Source organism: Agrobacterium sp. SOY23 (genome assembly GCF_027212525.1).
Taxonomy (GTDB): Bacteria; Pseudomonadota; Alphaproteobacteria; order Rhizobiales; family Rhizobiaceae; genus Agrobacterium; species Agrobacterium tumefaciens_I.
In genome coordinates this window covers 526,829-545,841 of sequence record NZ_JAPWDT010000002.1, presented here as the reverse complement: position 1 = coordinate 545,841, position 19,013 = coordinate 526,829, and the positions used below count along the sequence as shown (strand labels likewise).

Below are 19,013 nucleotides of genomic sequence, written 5' to 3'. Positions count from 1 at the left end.
ACGCACGCGGCATTCAGGGCGCCGTGGACATGATCGACAATCACGGCCCAGCAATTAGAGGCCAGGAGACCATCTACGCATTGCGCAGCCCGGCCGGAGAACTGCTCGCGGGAAGCAATCGATTTTCGGATGTCCCATCCGGTTATTCGATCCTTGAACCCAACGACCATCACGGCAGTGCTTCCCACTACAAGCTTTTCAATGGTCCTCTGGGGCCGAACGCTCTCGTGGTGGGGGTCAACTCCGGAGACACGGATGAACTGGCCCGCATCGTTCTCATCAGTTTCGGATGGGCGACCGCGATCGTTCTTTCCATAGGCATGACGGGAGCCGCCATATTGGCGTATCGAACGCGCCGCCGCATCTCGTCGCTGGCGCAAATCGCCCACGCCATCGGACATGGCGAGCTTTCAAAACGGCTTCCAATTTCATCACGCATGGATGAAATCGACATATTTTCAGCGGAAATCAATGTGGCTCTGGCAAGACTGGACTCCAGCGTAGCAGCATTGAAGCAGGTGACGACCGACGTCGCCCATGACCTCAAGACCCCGATTGGCCGGACATTCCTCGTGCTGGAAGATGCGCTCAATGCGCATGCGGTTGACGAGATGAGGACCAGCGTTGAGACCGCTCTTGAAGAACTGCGATCCATAGCAAATACGTTCGATGCTCTTCTGCGGATTGCCCAGATCGAAGCGCGAAGCAGGACCGCCCGCTTCACCGCCTTCGATCTTTGCGACATCGTCGGTGAAATCTACGAAACCTATGAGGTTATTGCCGCGGAGGAAGGCTATGAGCTGACGATGCACGGTGCTGCGGGCGGCTGCCGGATCAATGGCGATCCTGATCTCATTCGCCAATTGTTGGCGAACCTGTTGTCCAACGCCATGCGGCATACCCCCGTCGGGTCAAGAATTTGCCTCGAAGTGTCGCGCGGGGAAGGACAGATCCTGTTAAATATCGCCGATAACGGGCCAAGCATATCAGACGAAGACCGGGCGCAGGTGTTCGACCGGTTCTATCGGGTTGAGAAAAGCAGAACCACCGCGGGGTCCGGACTTGGCCTGAGCCTTGTCAAAGCCATATCGGAACTACACGGCGCCGCCGTGACGCTTTCGAACAACAACCCCGGTTTGCGCGTGGCCGTTCAGTTTCAGGAACTGCGCGCGTGAGGCAGGCTCCGTTTTGCCTTGCCCCAAAATCCAGCGCAAACCGCGATGCCATATTGGTCCATGGTGAAGCCTCTCCATCTCTGGAAAAGCTGCACCCTGACAGGCCGAACCTGAAGAATTACGCCAGATATTTCCGGAAGAAATCCGTCGTCCGCCCCCAGGCGAGATCAGCGGCCGCCTTGTCGTAACGCGCCGATGACGTGTCATTATTGAAGGCGTGGTTGACGCCGTCATAGACAAAGATTTCGAAGGTCTTGCCGTTTTCCTCCAGCGCCTTTTTATAGGCATCGATGCCAGCGTTGATGCGCTCGTCGAGACCGGCATAATGCAAAAGCAACGGCGCCTTGATGGCCGGCACATCGGCCGCCGCTGGTTGCTGGCCGTAATAGGCGACACCGGCATTCAAGCCTGCCGATTTGGTGGCAAACCGGTTGACCAGCCCGCCGCCCCAGCAGAAACCGACCGCGCCAACCTTGCCATTTGCCCCCTGCCTTGCCGCAAGCCACACCCTGCCCGCTTCGGCATTGGCGACGGTTGCCTCCATGTCGAGACCGCTGAACATTTCCCGTGCCTTGTCCTCATCCGAGGGCGTTCCACCCTGCGGCGAGAGGAAATCGACCGCAAGCGCCCGGAAACCGGCGAGCGCCACACGTCTCGCCACGTCGCGAATATGGTCGTTCAGGCCACGGTTTTCATGGATGACGATGACGGAACCAATGGGGCCGGATACCGACTTCGGCGTGACGAGGTAACCCTTCATCTCGCCGCCGGGCGCTGGATAGGTCACGTCTTCCGCGACAATGCCCGCATCGTCAGGCGCAACGATGGCCGCACGGGCGCTGTTGGCCGAAAGAAGCGGCGCAATGGCAGCCGCGGCAGCGCCCGAACCGGCAAGCACTGTAAGCTTTTCCATGAATTTGCGACGATCGAGGCTGAGATGGGTATATTCATCGTAAGCGTCGATCATGGCCTGGGTAATCTTAGGCTTGTCCATCGCTCTATCCTCCTTGAACGCGCGGATGTGGAAGGATAGCGCAGATCGCAGGGCGGGGAACAAGGCGGGCGGAAGCGGCGCCACACATTTGCGTGAGCGCCGCAACCGGTTTTGACGTCAGGCGGCGAGGTCCACGACGATACGGCCGTCGATCTTGCCCTCTTCCATGCGGTGGAAGATGTCATTGATGTTTTCGAGCTTGTCCCAGGAGAAGTGGGCGGCAACCTTGCCTTCACCGGCGAAGGTCAGCGCTTCCTCCAGATCCTGCCGCGTGCCGACGATGGAGCCGCGCACCGTGATGCGCTTCAGCACCGTGTCGAACACCGGAATGGAGATGAATCCCGGCGGCAGGCCGACAAGTGCCATCGTGCCCTTGGAACGCAGGAAACCATAGGCCTGCTCCATGGCCTTTGGCGAAACCGCCGTCACCAGCGCGCCATGGACGCCGCCGGTCGCCTTCTGCACCTGCTCCACCGCATCAGGCGCGCGACCGTTGACGACAACGTCGGCTCCGAGTTTTTTCGCTAGCGCCAGCTTGTCGTCGAAGATATCGGCGGCAACGACATGCATGCCCATGGCCTTGGCATATTGCACGGCCATGTGCCCAAGCCCGCCAATGCCTGAAATGACCACCCATTCACCCGGCCGGACTTCGGTTTCCTTGAGACCCTTGTAGACCGTGACACCGGCGCAAAGCACGGGTGCAGCCGGGCCGAAATCCAGATTGTCCGGCAGGCGGCCGACGAATTTCGGATCGGCGAGGCCATATTCGGCAAAGCTGCCATTCACGGAATAACCTGAGTTCTTCTGGCTCGGGCACAGCGTTTCCCAGCCGGTGCGGCAGGGGATGCAGCATCCGCAGGCGGTGTAGAGCCAGGGCGTGCCGGCGCGGTCGCCTTCCTTGATGCCGGTAACGCCAGCGCCGATTTTTGCGACATAACCGGCACCTTCATGGCCGGGAATGAAGGGCGGGTTGGGCTTGACCGGCCAGTCACCCGTTGCGGCGTGCAGGTCGGTGTGGCAAACGCCCGTCGCCTTGTAGTTGATGAGAATTTCACCGGGGCCGGGATCCGGTATCGCCACTTCCTCGATGGTCAGCGGTTTTCCAAATGCGCGGACGACCGCCGCCTTCATTGTCTTAGCCATGACATACTCCCTAATCTCTGCTCGCCTGAAATCCTCGACGGCGGGCAGAGATTAACGGGGATGGGGCGTCATGGAATTGACCCATCGCAAGCCGGAGCATTTTGCGCGGTGGGATTGTCTCACTTATGAGGCAACCTCACGCTGCTGTTTCACTCCAGCGCCAACCAGATGGCGAGCCAAGCCCAAAGGCAGACGATGAGCGCAAAACCGATGCCGAACAATGCGCCGCGCTGGCGCAGGCGGTTGCTGGTGACATGGACATAGGAATGGGCGCAGCGCGAAAGCACGAACAGCCATGCCAGAACGACGGTGACGATATTGTCCGCATCCGTGATGTAGAGCAGCAGGCAGGCAACGTGGAACAGCACCGGCAGTTCGAACTGGTTGGCGATGTTGCGGTTCACCAGATAGCTTTCGCGCGCCTCCTCGCCCCGGTTACGCAGCTTGATCGCCGATTCGCGATCCTTGAAGGTGTATTTGTTGCGCCGGATGATCAGAAGACCGTAAAGCCAGAAGACCAGAAAGACATGGGCGATCATCGGCCAGAACATTGCGGTCGTGGGTGACATGCTTTCTTCTCCAATCATGAAAACGCTCCCCGATCCGGCATGAATCGGGGAGCGCCAAATACTCAGTATCCTTTTACGGATTCGCCTCGAAAGATCAAACCGCGCCGGGGTAGTTCGGGCTTTCGCGGGTGATCGTCACGTCGTGTGCGTGGCTTTCACGCAGGCCGGCGCTGGAGATGCGCACGAAGGTGGCGCGTTCCTGGAATTCCTTGATGTTGCTGCCGCCGACATAACCCATGGCAGCCTTCAGGCCGCCGGCCAGCTGATGCAGCACACCGGAAACCGGTCCCTTGTAGGGAACCTGGCCTTCGATGCCTTCCGGCACGAGCTTCAGCGTATCGCGCACTTCGGCCTGGAAATAACGGTCTGCGGAACCGCGCGCCATGGCGCCAACGGAGCCCATGCCGCGATAGGCCTTGAAGGAACGGCCCTGATAAAGGAACACTTCGCCCGGGCTTTCATCGGTACCGGCGAGCAGCGAGCCGATCATGACGGCGGAAGCGCCGGCGGCGATCGCCTTGGCCAGATCGCCCGAGAACTTGATGCCGCCATCGGCGATAACGGGGATGTCAGCCGCATTGGCCGCTTCCACCGACGCCATGACGGCCGCCAGCTGCGGAACGCCGACGCCGGCGACGATGCGGGTGGTGCAGATGGAGCCGGGGCCGATACCGACCTTGACGGCGTCCGCGCCGGCATCGATCAGCGCCTTGGTGCCATCGGCGGTAGCGACATTGCCGGCGATGATGCGAACCGAGTTCGACATCTTCTTGACCAGCGAGACGGCATCCAGCACGCGCTGCGAATGGCCGTGGGCGGTATCAACGACCAGAAGGTCGACACCGGCATCGATAAGGCGCTCGGCGCGCTCGATGGCGTCAGCACCAACGCTGATGGCGGCGGCTGCGCGAAGACGGCCCTGCGCATCCTTGGTGGCGTTGGGGTTCAGCTGCGACTTCTCGATATCCTTGACGGTGATGAGGCCAACGCAATTGCCCTTGGCGTCCACAACCAGCAGCTTTTCGATGCGGTGCTTGTGCAGCAGGCGACGGGCTTCCTGCTGATCGACGCTGCTTTCCTTGACCGTGACCAGGTTTTCGCGGGTCATCAGTTCGTAGATTTTCTGCTGCGGATCGGAAGCGAAGCGCACATCGCGGTTGGTGAGGATGCCGACGAGACGGCCGTTCTTGTGACCACCGGAACCGCCGTTTTCCACGACCGGAATACCGGAAATGCCGTGCGCCTTCATCAGCGCCTGCGCTTCTGCGAGCGTCGCGTCCGGGCCGATGGTGACCGGGTTGACGACCATACCGCTTTCGAACTTCTTCACCTGCCGGACTTCTTCGGCCTGTTCGATGGGGGTCAGGTTGCGGTGGATGACGCCGATGCCGCCGGCCTGGGCCATGGCGATGGCGAGACGGCCTTCAGTGACCGTATCCATGGCGGAAGACAGGATCGGCAGGTTCAGATCGATATCGCGGGCAATGCGGGTGGCGATATTCGTCTGTCCCGGCATGACTTCGGAATGTCCGGGTTGCAGCAACACATCGTCAAATGTGAGAGCGTCCAAACCAGTGGGTGTTTGAATGATGCGTGCCATGACCAAATTCCTTCATACTGAAAATGCGTGGCCGTTCCGGAACGAAAAGTTCACCCCGGCGCCCTGCAAGGATTGCTTGGAAGTTGGCGAGGGCTGGTAACACGTTCATGACAGGAAGGGAATAGAAAAAACCCGGAATAACCTTCCGGGTTTCCTCTGTTGCTGCATTGCAGCAGATATCAGATGTCGAATTGGTAGGATTTCGGCACGAAGCGGTAACCCGTATCCAGCTTTTCCGCATAACCGACAGAAGGGAAAGGCATGTGATAGCCGAGGAAAGGCAACCGGTCAGTGGCGATCATGTCATAGACCTTCTTGCGGGTCGCGGCGGCGGCCGCCTTGTCCATGTCGAACTTTACTTCCCAGTCTGGCTTCTGCAGGGAAAGCACGAAATGGTTGGCCGTATCCGCCGTCAGGATCAGCTGCTTGCCTTCCGATTCGACACGGAAAATCATGTGGCCCGGCGAATGGCCGAAAGCCGCCACGCTGGTAATCCCGGAAACGACACTGGCGCCGTCACCGATGAAGGTCGCCTTTTCCGCCAGCGGCTTGACATTGGCGAGAACGCCCTTGTGACCGCCTTCGGCAGGCGTGCCGACGCGCTTCTCATTCGTCCAGAAATCATATTCCGCCTGGCCGAACACATAACGCGCCTTCGAAAAGGCCGGCGCACCCTTTTCCATCAGCCCGCCAATATGGTCACCATGCATATGGGTCAGCACCACCACGGTCACATCCTCGGGCGTGTAACCGGCCGCAGCCATGCCTTCGGTCAGGCGGCCATTGCCGGCGCCGCGGCCGGCCTCGCCGAAACCCGTGTCGAACAGCACGAGATCGGAGCCGGTATTGATGAGAAGCGGCGAGAAGGAATTGACGAACTGATCCTTCGGCAGAAAATTGTCTTCCAGCAATTTGCCCACGGTCTCGGCCGACTGGTCCGTGCCGAAGGTCTCACCCGGATTGGGCGCGGCGCGCGAGCCGTCCTTGACGACGAGCACTTCGAAGTTGCCGAGCTTGAAGCGGTTGGTTTCAGGCGGCATCGCGTGTTTTATCTCCATGGAAGTCTGCGGCTGGTTGGTCTGGGCGTCTGCACTGCGCGCCATCAAAAGCGGTGCACCGAGAACGCTTGCGCCGGCCGCACCGATGAGGCCGCGTCTGCTCATGCTCAAGGATTGGGTCATCATCTTGTCTCCGATATCGCCAACTGGCCGTGATCGCCAACTGAACTGGCCCAACGGACAATAGAGCGAGAAAGTTGCAAGAAAACCGGCCTCACGCAGGTTTGATCGGAACTTGAGAAATTGATAATTAACGTGTTGGCAAGCCGTCTTATCAGGCGTAGGAGGAACGGCGATATCCTTTGTCGCAGCGGAAAACCGCAGGCAGCTTCATGAACCGCATCATTCCCCTGATCCTGGCAGTCGCTCTCTTCATGGAGCAGATGGACTCCACCGTCATCGCCACCTCGCTTCCGGCGATTGCCGCCGACCTCCACGTCGGGCCAATCACGCTGAAGCTCGCGCTGACCGCCTATATGGTGGCGCTGGCGATCTTCATTCCCATCAGCGGCTGGATGGCCGACAAATACGGTGCGAAGAAAATCTTCCGTTTCGCCATCGGCGTTTTTGTGGTGGGCTCGATCTGCTGCGCGGTTTCCTCCTCGGTGTTCGAATTCGTTCTCTCGCGTTTCCTGCAGGGCATGGGTGGGGCGATGATGACGCCCGTTGGCCGTCTCGTGCTGCTGCGCACGACCAAGCGCAGCGAACTCGTCTCCGCCATGGCGCTCTTGACCATACCGGGGCTCGTCGGGCCGCTCACAGGTCCGCCGATCGGTGGTTTCATCACCACCTATTTTTCATGGCACTGGATTTTCCTCATTAACGTGCCGATCGGCATCATCGGCATCTGGCTCGCGACGATCTTCCTGCCGGAAATCGAAACCACCAATCCGCCGCCCATGGACGGCAAGGGTTTCGTGCTGTCGGGCATCGCCGCTTCCGGTGTGGTGTTCGGCCTCTCCGTCGTCAGCCTTCCCGCCCTGCCGCCGGCCATCGGCATCGCTTCGACCATCATCGGTTTTATCTGCGGCTTTCTTTATCTGCGCCACGCCGCGCGCCACCCCGCCCCCATTCTGGATTTTCGCATTTTCCAGAACGCGACCTTCCGGGCGGCTTCCATCGGCGGCACCGTTTTCCGCATTTCCACGGGCGCCATACCCTTCCTGATGCCGCTGATGTTGCAGATCGGTTTCGGGCTCAATCCGTTCCAATCGGGCATGATCACCTTTGCCGGCGCTATCGGGGCGATCACCACGAAATTCATGGCCAAACGGGTGTTTGCGGCAACGGGTTTCCGCTCGACGCTGATCGGGGCTGGTATCGTCGGCGCGCTCACGACGCTCGCCAACAGCTTCTTCACGCCGGAAACGCCCTATCCGCTGATCATGATCTTTCTGGTCACGGCGGGATTTGCCCGCTCCTTCTTCTTCACCGGATCGAACGCGCTCAGCTATTCCGATATCGAGGACAGCCAGGCCAGCCAGGCGACCTCGATGGCGTCAGTGCTGCAACAGATCAGCCTGGCGCTGGGTGTTGCCTTCGCCGCTTCCATTCTGGAAGTCAGCAGCATGATGTCCGGCACGCATCTGCAGCTTGCCGATTTCCACATCGCCTTCACCATCGTCGCGCTGGTGTCGCTGTTCGCCATCGTGCCGATCATCCGCATGGATGCACAGGCCGGGGCGGCCGTTTCCGGCCACCGCGGCAAGGTTTCGCAACCGGCGGAGTGATCAGTCTTCGACTGCCTCTTCAGGCTCGGCATCCACTGCCGGCTCGTTCTTGCGGCCCTTGAAGTGCTTGGCGAGCAGGAACATCTCGACCGATTCCGAGCGTGAAGACGCCGGCTTGATATGCAGGACCTGCTTGAAGTTCTTCTTCAGCATGTCCAGCAACGCCTTTTCCGTGCCGCCCTGGAAGGTCTTGGCGAGGAAATGGCCACCTTCCGCCAGCACCTGAACGGCGAAATCGGCCGCGACTTCGCAGAGATGCATGGTGCGGATATGGTCTGTCTTCTGGTGGCCCGTGGTGGGCGCAGCCATGTCCGACAACACCAGATCGGGCGTGCCGCCGACGGCCTCCATCAGCTTTTCCGGCGCGCTCGGATCGAGGAAGTCGAGCTGCAGGATCTTCACGCCGGGAATGGGATCGATCTCGAGGAAGTCGATGGCCGCGACGCGGATGTCATCCTCGGTCGAATCCGTCACCTTGGCGGCGATCTGCGACCAGCTGCCGGGCGCGGCACCAAGGTCGATGATGCGGTGTGCGCCTTTGAGGATCTGGTGCTTGTCGTTGATTTCCAGAAGCTTGAAGGCGGCGCGGGCGCGATAGCCTTCAAGCTTGGCGCGCTGCACATAGGGGTCATTGATATGACGTTCCAGCCAGCGGCGCGACGAGGCCTTGAGCTTGGTCTTCTTGACCTTCTGGCCGATCTTGCGGCCGGTGCGATTGGTGCTTGTCGGCGCCTTGCTCATGTCAAACCTTCCGTTCTGTCCTGCCGTACAATCTGCATGCGCCTTATGCGGTTGCGCCGCCATGCGCCGTCATCCGCCATCATATCCGTCAACAGGCCTTCACGCAGACCACGATCCGCCACCCGCATGCGGCGTGCCGGCCAGCGGCGACGAATGGCCTCGAGAATGGCGCAGCCGGCCAGAACCAGATCGGCCCGATCAGGACCGATGCAGGCATTGGCGGCGCGGCCGGCGAAATCCCATGCCAGTAACTTGTCCTGCATCGCCGTCACCTCGGCATCGGAAAGCCACAGGCCATCCACCTTGCGGCGATCATAACGCGGCAAATCGAGATGGACGCCGGCAAGCGTCGTCACCGTGCCTGAGGTTCCGATCAGGTGAAAATCCTCGTGGTGCATCTGTGGCGCGAGCGGCGGGCAATGGAAGGCATCCAGCAGCCCTTCGACTTCCCGCACCATGGCGGCAAACACATCCGGCGTCACGTCGCGGCCGCCATGGCGTTCCGACAGCGTGACAACGCCGACCGGCAGCGATGTCCAGTGGGTGATGTGGTTGGCGAGCCGGTTCGAGCGATTTTCACCGACCTTGATGACCGCGATTTCCGACGATCCGCCGCCAATATCGAACAGCACGACGGAGCGTGCTTCACGCCCGACAAGCGACGCGCAGCCCGAAACCGCAAGCCGGGCCTCCGTCTCACGGCTGATGATTTCGAGCTTCAGCCCCGTTTCCCGCGTGACACGCGCCAGAAATTCCTCGCCATTGGAAGCCGCACGGCAGGCCTCGGTGGCGATCAACCGCATGCGCCGGATCGGACGACCGGAGAGTTTCGCCGAGCAGACTTTCAGCGCTTCCACGGCGCGGTCCATCGCATCATCGGAAAGCCGGCCGCTCGACACCAGCCCCTCGCCCAGCCGGACGATGCGCGAAAAGGCATCGACCACCCGGAACTGGCCGGGCCGCGTCGGCTGCGCGATCAGCAGGCGGCAATTATTGGTGCCGAGATCAAGCGCCGCATACATATCCGCCAGCGGCTCCTGGCCATGCTCATGCTGGCGGCCGGCGTGGCGGGCGGAGATTTCGGATTGCGACCGGTGCGGTTCCTGCGCCGAGCCATTCGCACGGCCATTCTGCTTGCCGACATGTTTCGGCGCATGGGTGGGAACCAGTGGACGGCCCTGCGGGTCACGACCGCGCGGATCGCGATGTCCGCGTTTGCGGTTACGCGATTTTCGCGGGCCAGCGGGCGGCACGGAGGATGAATTTGCACCATCAGGCGTGGCTGGAGACTGCGCCTGTCCACTGGCGGCAGCCACAGCCTGCTGAGACGTGCCTTTGCCGCGAGAACGCCTGCGGCGCTTTCTCTTGCGCGGCTCGGCATCCGGCTCGAGAGCCGATACGTAGGAGGAACCGGCCGGAACATCCGCGGCAACATCATGCGACAACACAGCAGCGTCACGGGGCTTACCGTCACGCTTGTGTTTCTTGCCACGACGGGATCGCTTCGCTTTCCCTTTGTTCGCCACCGACGCCCCTTGTTCCGACGGCTTTGGGCCGTTTCCGGGGTCGATCACTGTCTTGTCCATTTCGCCGCGCACAAGCGTAGACGCTATGCTGCTGGCTTTCATAAGGTTTCGTTGGGTGGACAATACCAGCGCAGGCGATTTTAGCCAAATGGTTTTTGGCAGGCTGGGTGTGGGGAGGATGCGTGCATCGTCAAGGCTGGGTACGGATCATCGTAGTCGCAGCAACGGTTTCGGAGGATTCTCGAAATAAGGAGGCCGGTCGGGGCAGCGTGAAGACTTGCGGAAACTTTCCGCAAATCATGAACGCCATCAGTGTCGAGAGGGAAACTCCCCTCTCCCGGTAAGTCCTTGTGACATATAAACTTACTGGGAGAGGGGAATGGTACGGTTGAGTGGGGTCGAACCACCGACCTCAGGTGCCACAAACCTGCGCTCTAACCAACTGAGCTACAACCGCACATGAAACGCCGAAGCGGCGTCACGGGGGGTGACATAAAAGGTGTTTTCCCCATTTGCAAGTGCCTCTTCGAATTTTGCGAAAAAAGGCTGAGAAAGGCAAGTGCTTTTCGATAGGGTGCCCTGGGAGCGGGAAGCGCGAATGGGCCTGTTGATGTTAACTCTATTTGGCGATTCATCCACCGGGCGGTGGACCGGGCCGCGCTGTGAAGTTATTTAAAATTCTGTTAACGTGATGCCTTAGCAGGTTTACGTTTCGGCTTCATGAGGAAGCTGAAAAGCCCGCAAGGTCCGGTAGTGCCAGAATAGGTTTCGACATGCCCGCCGTCCAGTATCCCTTTATCGATATCGCAGTGCATGAACGGGTGCGTGAAGGTTTCGGGCGCGGTGAAGCCATGGCGCTGTTTTCGCTCGATCTTCAAAATGTTCTCTGGGCCAATGGGCGGGGCGCGGCGCTGTTCGGCACGCCGATGGTTTACGATTTTCTGGAACAGGGGCCGAAACGGCAGGACGTGACCTTCCGGCAACTGGCGGCCACGGCGGCCCGGCTTTCCAAGGCCGGCGACGGCCTGCCGTTTACCATTCGCATCACCTCGGGTTTTCGCAGCCTTGCCGTCACCGCCCGCGCGGAAATCATCGAGGCGGAGCCTGGCCATCCGGCCATTCTGTTTTCCGCTCTCACCGACCAGGCCGCGCCCGACGTGGCCGAATGCGCCCGGCGCATGATCGAAGGGTTTGACGATCCGGATATTCATATGGCGGTTCTGAACGGCGACAATGAGATCATTGCCGCCTCGCCCGGCTTTTCGTCGCTCGGCATTACGCCGCACACCGCACGCACCCTGGTGAAAATGGCCGCTGGCCAGTCCGGTCACCTCGTCAAGCGCCCGGTGCCGACCGGCAAGGGTTATCTGCCCGCCGCCACCGGCCAGATCACGGCATCGCCCGAACTGAACCTGATGTTCGTGGTGGAAACCGCGCTCGGGACGCTCGATCCCGTCAACGGCTTTACCGAGGAGAAGCCGCAGGAGGCCCCGGCCATAGCAGAACCCGCCTTGCCGGTTGCGGAAACCGCGCCCGTCATCGCGGCGGCAGCCTCTTTCGATGCCGTTCTTGATGCTGTTGCCGGCATAGAGGATGTGGAAGACGAGCAGGACATACTGGCCGATCCCGAAGACGAAGCAGAGGCGGAAGCCGAGGTGGAGCAGGACCACGTCTTGCCTTTGCTGGAAACCGAAACGCATGCTCCTCTGGACGTTCCCCTGCGGGATGCCGATGCCGCCGCGAATGTGGCGATGACCGACGACATCGCCGATCTCTTCGAACTCGACGCGGATGAAGCGGTGGTTCCCGCAACCGACCGGACAGTCAGCGAAGATCAGGGCGAAGAGGCCGTGGAGGCGGAGAACGCACCAGCGGAAGAGGGGATTGCCGAAGCCGCAACGGCAGCGGATGCCCCATCGGCCAACGGGGATATTCCGGTGGAAACGGCACCTGCGGAGGAAGCACGGCCTTTTGTCTTCAATCCCGGTGCGCGCGCCTCCCGCTTTGTCTGGAAAATCGACGCCGAGGGGCGTTTCAGCTCGATCTCGCATGAATTCGCGGAAGCCGTGGGTGCAAAGGCGGCGGCCGTGGAAGGCATGGGTTTCGCCGATGTCGCCGCATTGTTCAATCTCGATCCGGACGGTAAGATCCGTGAGCTTCTCGGTCGCCGCGATACCTGGTCGGGCAAGACGATCTACTGGCCGGTGGAAGGCACATCCCTGATGGTGCCGATCGATCTCGCCGCCCTGCCCACCTATACCCGCCTGCGCGAATTTGACGGTTTCCGTGGTTTCGGCATCGTGCGGCTGGCCGATGCCACCGAGGACCCGCACGCGACAGGCCTGACCTTCCTGGACGGCGAAGAGGCTGATCCGGCAGAGGTTTTGCCGCAGCCCGCCATCGAAGATGAGGGCCATGAACTGCTGGCCTTTATCGACGAGGATGACGACGCGGACGATAATTCCGGCTCGGCGGCAGAGGCTGAAACCCCGATTGAGGAGGTCGAAACCGCAGACGATACTGCGAACGAGGTTTCGCCGGACGAACAGCACCATGATTACACGCCGCCGGAATTCGAAGCGCCGGTCACGGCGCCCGCACCGGAGCCATCCTATTCCGACAAGATCGTTCATCTGGAGGAACGCCGCTCGCGCTCCCGCGAAGGCCTGACCGCAGGCGAGCAGGCCGCCTTCCGCGAAATCGGCCGGGCGCTCGCGCCCACGGATACGGTTTCGGAGGAAAGCCGGAAGCCGGAGACGGAAGCCGTTTCCGCCGTGCAGGATGTCCAGCAAGATATCGCTGCGGATATTTCGGAAAGCGCGCCCTCCGGCATGGCAAATGACGGAAAGGCGGCGGAACCCGCGCAAAAAGAACCGACACAAGAAGAGCCGGAACAAGAAGACGATCTTTTCGCCGATTATGTCCGTGGTGAGCAGCCGGCGGCCATTCGCGCACCCGCAGATGAGAGCGGTTCAGAAGAACAGCAGGCGGCTGCGGCTGGCGAGCAGTCGGTTACCAATATTGCCGCCGCCGTGGTCAGCCCGTCCGTTCGCCCCGCCGATTCGCTGACGGCCGAGACACTGGACCAGATGCCCGTGGCGCTTCTGGTGCATGCCGGCGACAGGTTGATCCACGCCAATCCCGATTTCTTGCGACTGACGGGCTATGACTCGTTAGTCGAACTGGAAGAAGTGGGCGGACTGGAAGCGCTGCTGCAACGGCAGGAACTGGAAGACATGCCGAACCACGAGGGCGGCATGGTGGTCGTCAGCGCCGAAAACGACATCATCCCGGTCAAGGCGCGGCTGCAATCCATCCGCTGGGAAGAGACCAAGGCGCTGATGCTGTCGCTGGTTCCGCTGGAAGAAAAGCCGGTGTCGGTTACGGCGGCCAATGAAAATACCGCTGCAGATCCGGAAAATGCCGAGGCCGGCAGCCTCTCCCTGTTGCAGGGCGAAGTGGAAGAGCTGCATTCCATTCTGGAAACCGCTACCGATGGCGTGGTGCTTCTGGGCGATGAGGGCGAAATCCGCTCGCTCAATCGTTCCGCCAGCGCGCTGTTCAACTATGATAATGGCGAAATCGCCGGCAAACCCTTCGTGACGCTCTTTGCCCATGAGAGCCAGCGCGCCGTGCTGGATTATCTCTCCGGCCTTGCCAATAACGGCGTCGCCAGCGTGCTGAACGACGGCCGCGAAGTGATCGGCCGCGAGGCATCCGGCGGTTTCCTGCCGCTGTTCATGACCATCGGCCGGCTCAAATCTTCCCATGGCTATTGCGCCGTCATCCGCGACATCACCCAGTGGAAGCGCACGGAAGAAGAGCTGCGCAACGCCAAGCGTGCGGCGGAAACCGCCAATGCGCACAAGACCGATTTCCTTGCCCGCGTCAGCCATGAAATCCGCACGCCGCTCAACGCCATCATCGGTTTTGCCGACATGATGGCGACGGAACGTTTCGGGCCGATCGGCCATCCGCGTTATGTGGAATATGCCAATGATATCGGCCGTTCCGGCCGGCACGTGCTCGATATCGTCAATGATCTGCTCGATATTTCCAAGATTGAGGCCGGGCAGATGGATGTGGATTTCATCGCCGTGCCGTTGAACGAGACGGTGGCCGAAGCCGTCTCGCTGGTGCAGCCGCAGGCCAATAACCAGCGCGTCATCATCCGCACGGCGCTGGCACAATCCGTACCGCAGATCGTCGCCGACCTGCGCTCGATCAAGCAGATCGTGCTGAACATCCTGTCGAACGCCATCCGCTTCACCCCATCCGGCGGCCAGATCGTTGTTTCCACCGCCTATGAGGCCAATGGCAGCGTATCGCTGCGCATCCGCGACACCGGCATCGGCATGACACGGGCGGAACTGGAACAGGCGATGAAGCCGTTCCGGCAGGTGGCGTCGTCGGGCAAGCGCGTGCGCGGTGATGGCACCGGGCTTGGCCTGCCGTTGACGAAAGCCATGGTCGACGCCAACCGAGCGAATTTCTCCATCACCTCCACGCCGAATGAAGGCACGCTGGTGGAAATCACCTTTCCATCGCAGCGGGTTCTTGCCAACTGAGGCCATGCGGGCGTAGCAATGCGGCGGTAGGAAGCAGGTGGTTTTCCGAAGCCACCGCATTTTCCTCATTCCTGTTCCCCGCAACGAGCCCGGGGAACAGGAATGAGGGAAATGCGGATGCGACAACACAAGAATTCGTTGGGTCATACAGTGTACCAGGGGATGCGTAACGCGTTGAGGCTTTCGCAAGACAACAGGCCCGCATGCCCATGACTATTCCCCATCCAGCGGCAAAACGCGTTTCAGTGCTGCCGACTACGGCGGTCATTATCGCGGCCATTGCCGCCATGCCCATTCTGGCGATCTTCTGGCTGGCGCTGACCGGCAGCACGGAGGGATGGCAGCATCTTCTCGCCAATGTCCTGCCACGCGCCGGGTTCCGCACCTTCATGTTGCTGGGGCTGACGGCCGCGACGACGGCGTTTTTCGGGATCGTCTGCGCCTGGCTCGTCACCACATTCGAATTTCCACTGCGGCGGCTGATGTCTGCCGCACTTGTCCTGCCCCTTGCGATCCCTTCCTATCTGGCGGCCTATGCATTCGGCGAGTTTCTCGATTTCACCGGGCCGGTGCAGAGCGCGTTGCGCGCCGCCTTCGGTTACCACAACATCCGTGACTACTGGTTTCCCGATATCCGCTCGCTCGGCGGTGCGGTGATCGTCCTGAGTTCGGTGCTTTACCCTTATGTCTATCTCTCCGCCCGCGCCGCCTTTTCCATGCAGGGGCGGTTTGCGGCTGAAGCGGCCCGCACACTCGGAGCAAAGCCGCTGAATGTGTTCTTCTCCGTGCAATTGCCGATGGCGCGGCCGGCGATTGCCATCGGGCTGTCGCTGGTCTTGATGGAGACGCTGAACGACATTGGCGCTGTCGAATATCTCGGTGTCCAGACGCTCACCTTCACCATCTACGAGACCTGGCTCAATCGCGGCAATCTTGCCAATGCGACCCAGATCGCCGCCATCATCCTCATCATCGTCGGCGCGCTGATCGTCGTCGAACGCAATGCCCGGGAAAAACAGCGCTTCGGGGCACCGAAAGCGACGAGCATGGCGCAGCGCCACCGGCTGAAGGCGCTGACCGGCGGGCGGCGCTGGTGCGCGAGCCTGTTCTGCTTCCTGCCGGTAGCAAGTGGCTTTTTCATTCCGGTCATCGTGCTGGGCGGTTATGCCGTGAAAAGGCTGGATGCGCTTATGGCGCCAAAGCTTTTGAAAGCGCTCGGGCACAGTCTCGAAGTCTCGCTTTCGGCCGCCTTTGTGACGCTGATTGCCGCCTTCGTGTTTTCCTATGCCATCCGCACAGAGCGCTCGCGCACCTCAAAAGTGGCCGCAAGATTCGGCTCCATGGGTTATGGCGTGCCGGGAACCGTGCTTGCCATCGGCGTGCTCATTCCGCTCGCAAGCCTCGACAATGGTGTTGACGGGTTCCTCCGTTCCCATTTCGGCTTTTCCAGCGGGCTGCTGCTTTCCGGCACCGCCTTTGCCATCATCTATGCCCATGCCGTGCGTTTCATGACCATGGCGGAAGGCACGCTGGATGCCGGTTTCCAGAAGCTCTCACCGCATATCGACATGGCCTCGCGCACACTTGGGCGCAACCGGGCGCAGACGCTGTTTAAGGTGCTTTTGCCGAATATGCGGCCGGCCGCGCTGACCGCCTTCCTTCTGGTGCTGATCGAATCCATGAAGGAACTGCCGGCGACCATCCTGCTCCGGCCTTTCGGTTTCAACACGCTTGCCACGCTGGTTTATGAGGATGCATCCCGCTCAAGGGTGCAGGATGCCGCCGTGCCGGCGATCATCATCATCATTGCCGGGCTTATTCCCGTCCTGCTCGTCTCGAAATCGATGGATCATCCGGAAAATCACTGAGGGGCACCGGCAACATTCGCAAAAAGAAAGGCGGCCTTGCGGCCGCCTGTATGAGTTGTGCTTTTCAACGAGAGAAAGGGGGACAATCTCGCCATTTGGAAATTATCAATCCCGGCCATCAAACATATGACGGCCCTGCGTTGGATTTACTTTCCGCCAACTCCCATTAACAAGGAGTTAAAACCAAAATCGATCAATTACCGACGAAAATTCCTATTCTGAGACCGTAAAGTGCCAAAACTAAATTACAGGTTTCTGATTTTATCGCGATTTCAACAGTAACGCGAAGAAACCGAGGCGTTCCGTCTGGTCAGTGTCGCGCAGCCGCATGTTCATCACGCATCCGCTGCAATTCGGTGCGCTTGGAGGCAATGGAGGCGACGATGACGCCGATCGTCACGAGACCGATCAGGATCGTGCAGATGGCGTTGATTTCCGGCGTCACGCCCAAGCGAACCTGCGAATAGATCTTGATCGGCAGCGTCGTCGCACCGGGACCGGTGGCGAAGCTGGCGATAACGAGATCGTCGAGCGATAGCGTGAAGGCGAGCATCCAGCCGGCGATGACGGCCGGGAAGATCAGCGGCAGGGTGATGCGGAAGAAGGTCTTGACCGGCGGGCAGCCGAGATCGAGCGCGGCTTCCTCGAGGCTGCGATCGAAGGTCAGAAGGCGCGACTGCACGACGATCGCCACATAACACATGGTGAAGGTGGTGTGGGCGATGACCACTGTCCAGAAACCGCGATCCACCCCGACGGCCACGAACAACAGCAAGAGCGACAGGCCGGTGATGACCTCTGGCATGACGAGCGGCGCATAGATCATGCCGGAAAACAGCACCCGGCCCGGAAAGCGCGCGAACCGCGTCAGCGACAACGCCGCCAGCGTTCCAAGGATGGTGCCGATGGTGGCACTGAGGATACCGACACGCAACGTCACCCAGGCCGCATCCATCAGCCCCTGGTTCGCCCACATGGAGCTATACCATTGCAGCGAAAAGCCGCCCCAGACGGTGACCAGCTTTGAGGCATTAAAGGAATAAACGATCAGGATGATGATCGGGATATAGAGAAAGGCAAAACCGAGGGTGAGGACGGTGATGTCGAATTTTCCGCGCTTCATGGCCTCACCCCACTTTCTTCTGCTGGTTCTGGAAGATGGCGATGGGCACCACCAGCAGGAGCAGAAGCAGCACGGCCACGGCGGAGGCCAGCGGCCAGTCGCGATTGCCGAAGAATTCCGTCCACAGCGTCTTGCCGATCATCAGCGTCTGCGCGCCGCCAAGCAGATCGGGAATGACGAATTCACCGGTGATCGGGATGAAGCAGATCATCGCCCCGGCAACCACGCCCGGCAGGGAGAGCGGAAAGGTGATCTTCCAGAAGGCCTTCCAGGGCGGGCAGCCGAGATCGGCCGCAGCTTCGAGAAGCGTATTGTCGAGTTTTTCCAGCGCTGAATAGAGCGGCAGCACCATGAAGGGCAGATAGGAATAAACGATGCCGATGAAGATCGCCGTTTCGGTACGGAAGATGTTGACCTGCTGGTCTGGTCCGAGAAACCCGAGCCACTGGAACAGCACCGTCAGCAGGCCCTCCGGCTTCAGAATGCCGATCCAGGCGTAAACGCGGATCAGGAACGAGGTCCAGAACGGCAGGATCACCAGCATCACCAGCGTCGGGCGGATGGATGACGGCGCGCGCGCCATGGCCAGCGCCATGGGATAACCGATCAGCAGAAGCAGGAAGGTGGAGATGAAGGCGATGCGCAGCGACGAGAGGTAAGCGTCGATGTAAAGCGGGTCTTCCGTCAGAAACAGGTAATTCTCGAAATCGAGCTGCGAGAAGAACGCCCCGAGCTTCGAAAACCCTTCGAAGACCGGTGTATAGGGCGGCATGGATATGGCCGTATCCGACAGCGAGATCTTGAAGATGATGAAAAACGGCGCGGCGAAGAACAGCAGCAGCCAGAAATAGGGAACCGCAACGACCAGCCAGCGCCAGGGGCTTTGCCGGTTTTCGGGAGTGGTGATCGCCATAT

The 19,013-nt window shown here is 60.5% G+C and carries 13 protein-coding genes and 1 tRNA gene; 4 read left to right on the top strand and 10 right to left on the bottom strand.

Annotation, left to right across the window (positions count from 1 at the left end; all coding sequences use genetic code 11):
* Nucleotides 1–29: 29 nt before the first annotated feature.
* A complete protein-coding gene (locus tag O3S81_RS07835; RefSeq protein WP_269342073.1) occupies nt 30–1,175 on the top strand; it encodes a sensor histidine kinase in 1,146 nt (381 codons plus the stop codon).
* Between the two features lie 118 nt (nt 1,176–1,293).
* On the opposite strand, the gene O3S81_RS07830 is transcribed toward O3S81_RS07835, so the two are convergent.
* The 5 genes from O3S81_RS07830 to O3S81_RS07810 form a co-directional block, all read right to left on the bottom strand.
* On the bottom strand, nt 1,294–2,169 hold the full coding sequence (locus O3S81_RS07830) for a dienelactone hydrolase family protein (protein WP_269342072.1): 876 nt from the start codon (nt 2,167–2,169) through the stop codon (nt 1,294–1,296).
* A 117-nt stretch (nt 2,170–2,286) separates the two neighbouring features.
* Entirely contained in the window at nt 2,287–3,315 is a 1,029-nt protein-coding gene (gene adhP, locus O3S81_RS07825; protein ID WP_046800638.1) for an alcohol dehydrogenase AdhP, read from the bottom strand.
* 149 nt (nt 3,316–3,464) lie between these two features.
* A complete protein-coding gene (locus tag O3S81_RS07820) occupies nt 3,465–3,866 on the bottom strand; it encodes an MAPEG family protein (RefSeq protein WP_269342435.1) in 402 nt (133 codons plus the stop codon).
* Nucleotides 3,867–3,978: 112 nt separating this feature from the next.
* On the bottom strand, nt 3,979–5,484 hold the full coding sequence (gene guaB / locus O3S81_RS07815) for an IMP dehydrogenase (RefSeq protein ID WP_269342069.1): 1,506 nt from the start codon (nt 5,482–5,484) through the stop codon (nt 3,979–3,981).
* A gap of 179 nt (nt 5,485–5,663) precedes the next feature.
* Nucleotides 5,664–6,665: an MBL fold metallo-hydrolase gene (locus O3S81_RS07810; RefSeq protein ID WP_269342068.1), complete on the bottom strand. Its 1,002-nt coding sequence runs from the start codon at nt 6,663–6,665 to the stop codon at nt 5,664–5,666.
* A 209-nt stretch (nt 6,666–6,874) separates the two neighbouring features.
* Here O3S81_RS07810 and O3S81_RS07805 point away from each other — a divergent pair, with 209 nt between their 5' ends.
* Nucleotides 6,875–8,272, top strand: a complete 1,398-nt coding sequence (locus O3S81_RS07805) for an MDR family MFS transporter (protein WP_269342066.1) — start codon at nt 6,875–6,877, stop codon at nt 8,270–8,272.
* On the opposite strand, the gene O3S81_RS07800 is transcribed toward O3S81_RS07805, so the two are convergent.
* The 3 genes from O3S81_RS07800 to O3S81_RS07790 all read right to left on the bottom strand — a co-directional run bounded on the left by O3S81_RS07800 (nt 8,273) and on the right by O3S81_RS07790 (nt 10,996).
* Entirely contained in the window at nt 8,273–9,013 is a 741-nt protein-coding gene (locus O3S81_RS07800) for an RlmE family RNA methyltransferase (protein ID WP_269342065.1), read from the bottom strand.
* On the bottom strand, nt 9,010–10,641 hold the full coding sequence (locus O3S81_RS07795; RefSeq protein ID WP_269342064.1) for a Ppx/GppA phosphatase family protein: 1,632 nt from the start codon (nt 10,639–10,641) through the stop codon (nt 9,010–9,012). The genes O3S81_RS07800 and O3S81_RS07795 overlap by 4 nt, the downstream gene beginning before the upstream one ends.
* A 278-nt stretch (nt 10,642–10,919) precedes the next feature.
* A tRNA-His gene (locus O3S81_RS07790) sits at nt 10,920–10,996 on the bottom strand.
* Nucleotides 10,997–11,312: 316 nt separating this feature from the next.
* On the opposite strand from O3S81_RS07790, the gene O3S81_RS07785 reads away from it, so the two are divergent.
* On the top strand, nt 11,313–15,107 hold the full coding sequence (locus O3S81_RS07785; RefSeq protein WP_269342063.1) for an ATP-binding protein: 3,795 nt from the start codon (nt 11,313–11,315) through the stop codon (nt 15,105–15,107).
* 203 nt (nt 15,108–15,310) lie between these two features.
* The gene (locus tag O3S81_RS07780) at nt 15,311–16,975 is read left to right on the top strand and encodes an ABC transporter permease (RefSeq protein WP_269342062.1); all 1,665 of its coding nucleotides are present in this window, start codon (nt 15,311–15,313) and stop codon (nt 16,973–16,975) included.
* A gap of 310 nt (nt 16,976–17,285) precedes the next feature.
* Here the strand turns inward: O3S81_RS07780 and O3S81_RS07775 are convergent, their stop codons facing one another.
* Nucleotides 17,286–18,098, bottom strand: coding sequence for an ABC transporter permease (locus O3S81_RS07775; protein WP_269342060.1), 813 nt, complete (start codon nt 18,096–18,098; stop codon nt 17,286–17,288).
* Between the two features lie 4 nt (nt 18,099–18,102).
* The gene (locus tag O3S81_RS07770) at nt 18,103–19,011 is read right to left on the bottom strand and encodes an ABC transporter permease subunit (protein ID WP_269342059.1); all 909 of its coding nucleotides are present in this window, start codon (nt 19,009–19,011) and stop codon (nt 18,103–18,105) included.
* Nucleotides 19,012–19,013 lie beyond the last annotated feature (2 nt).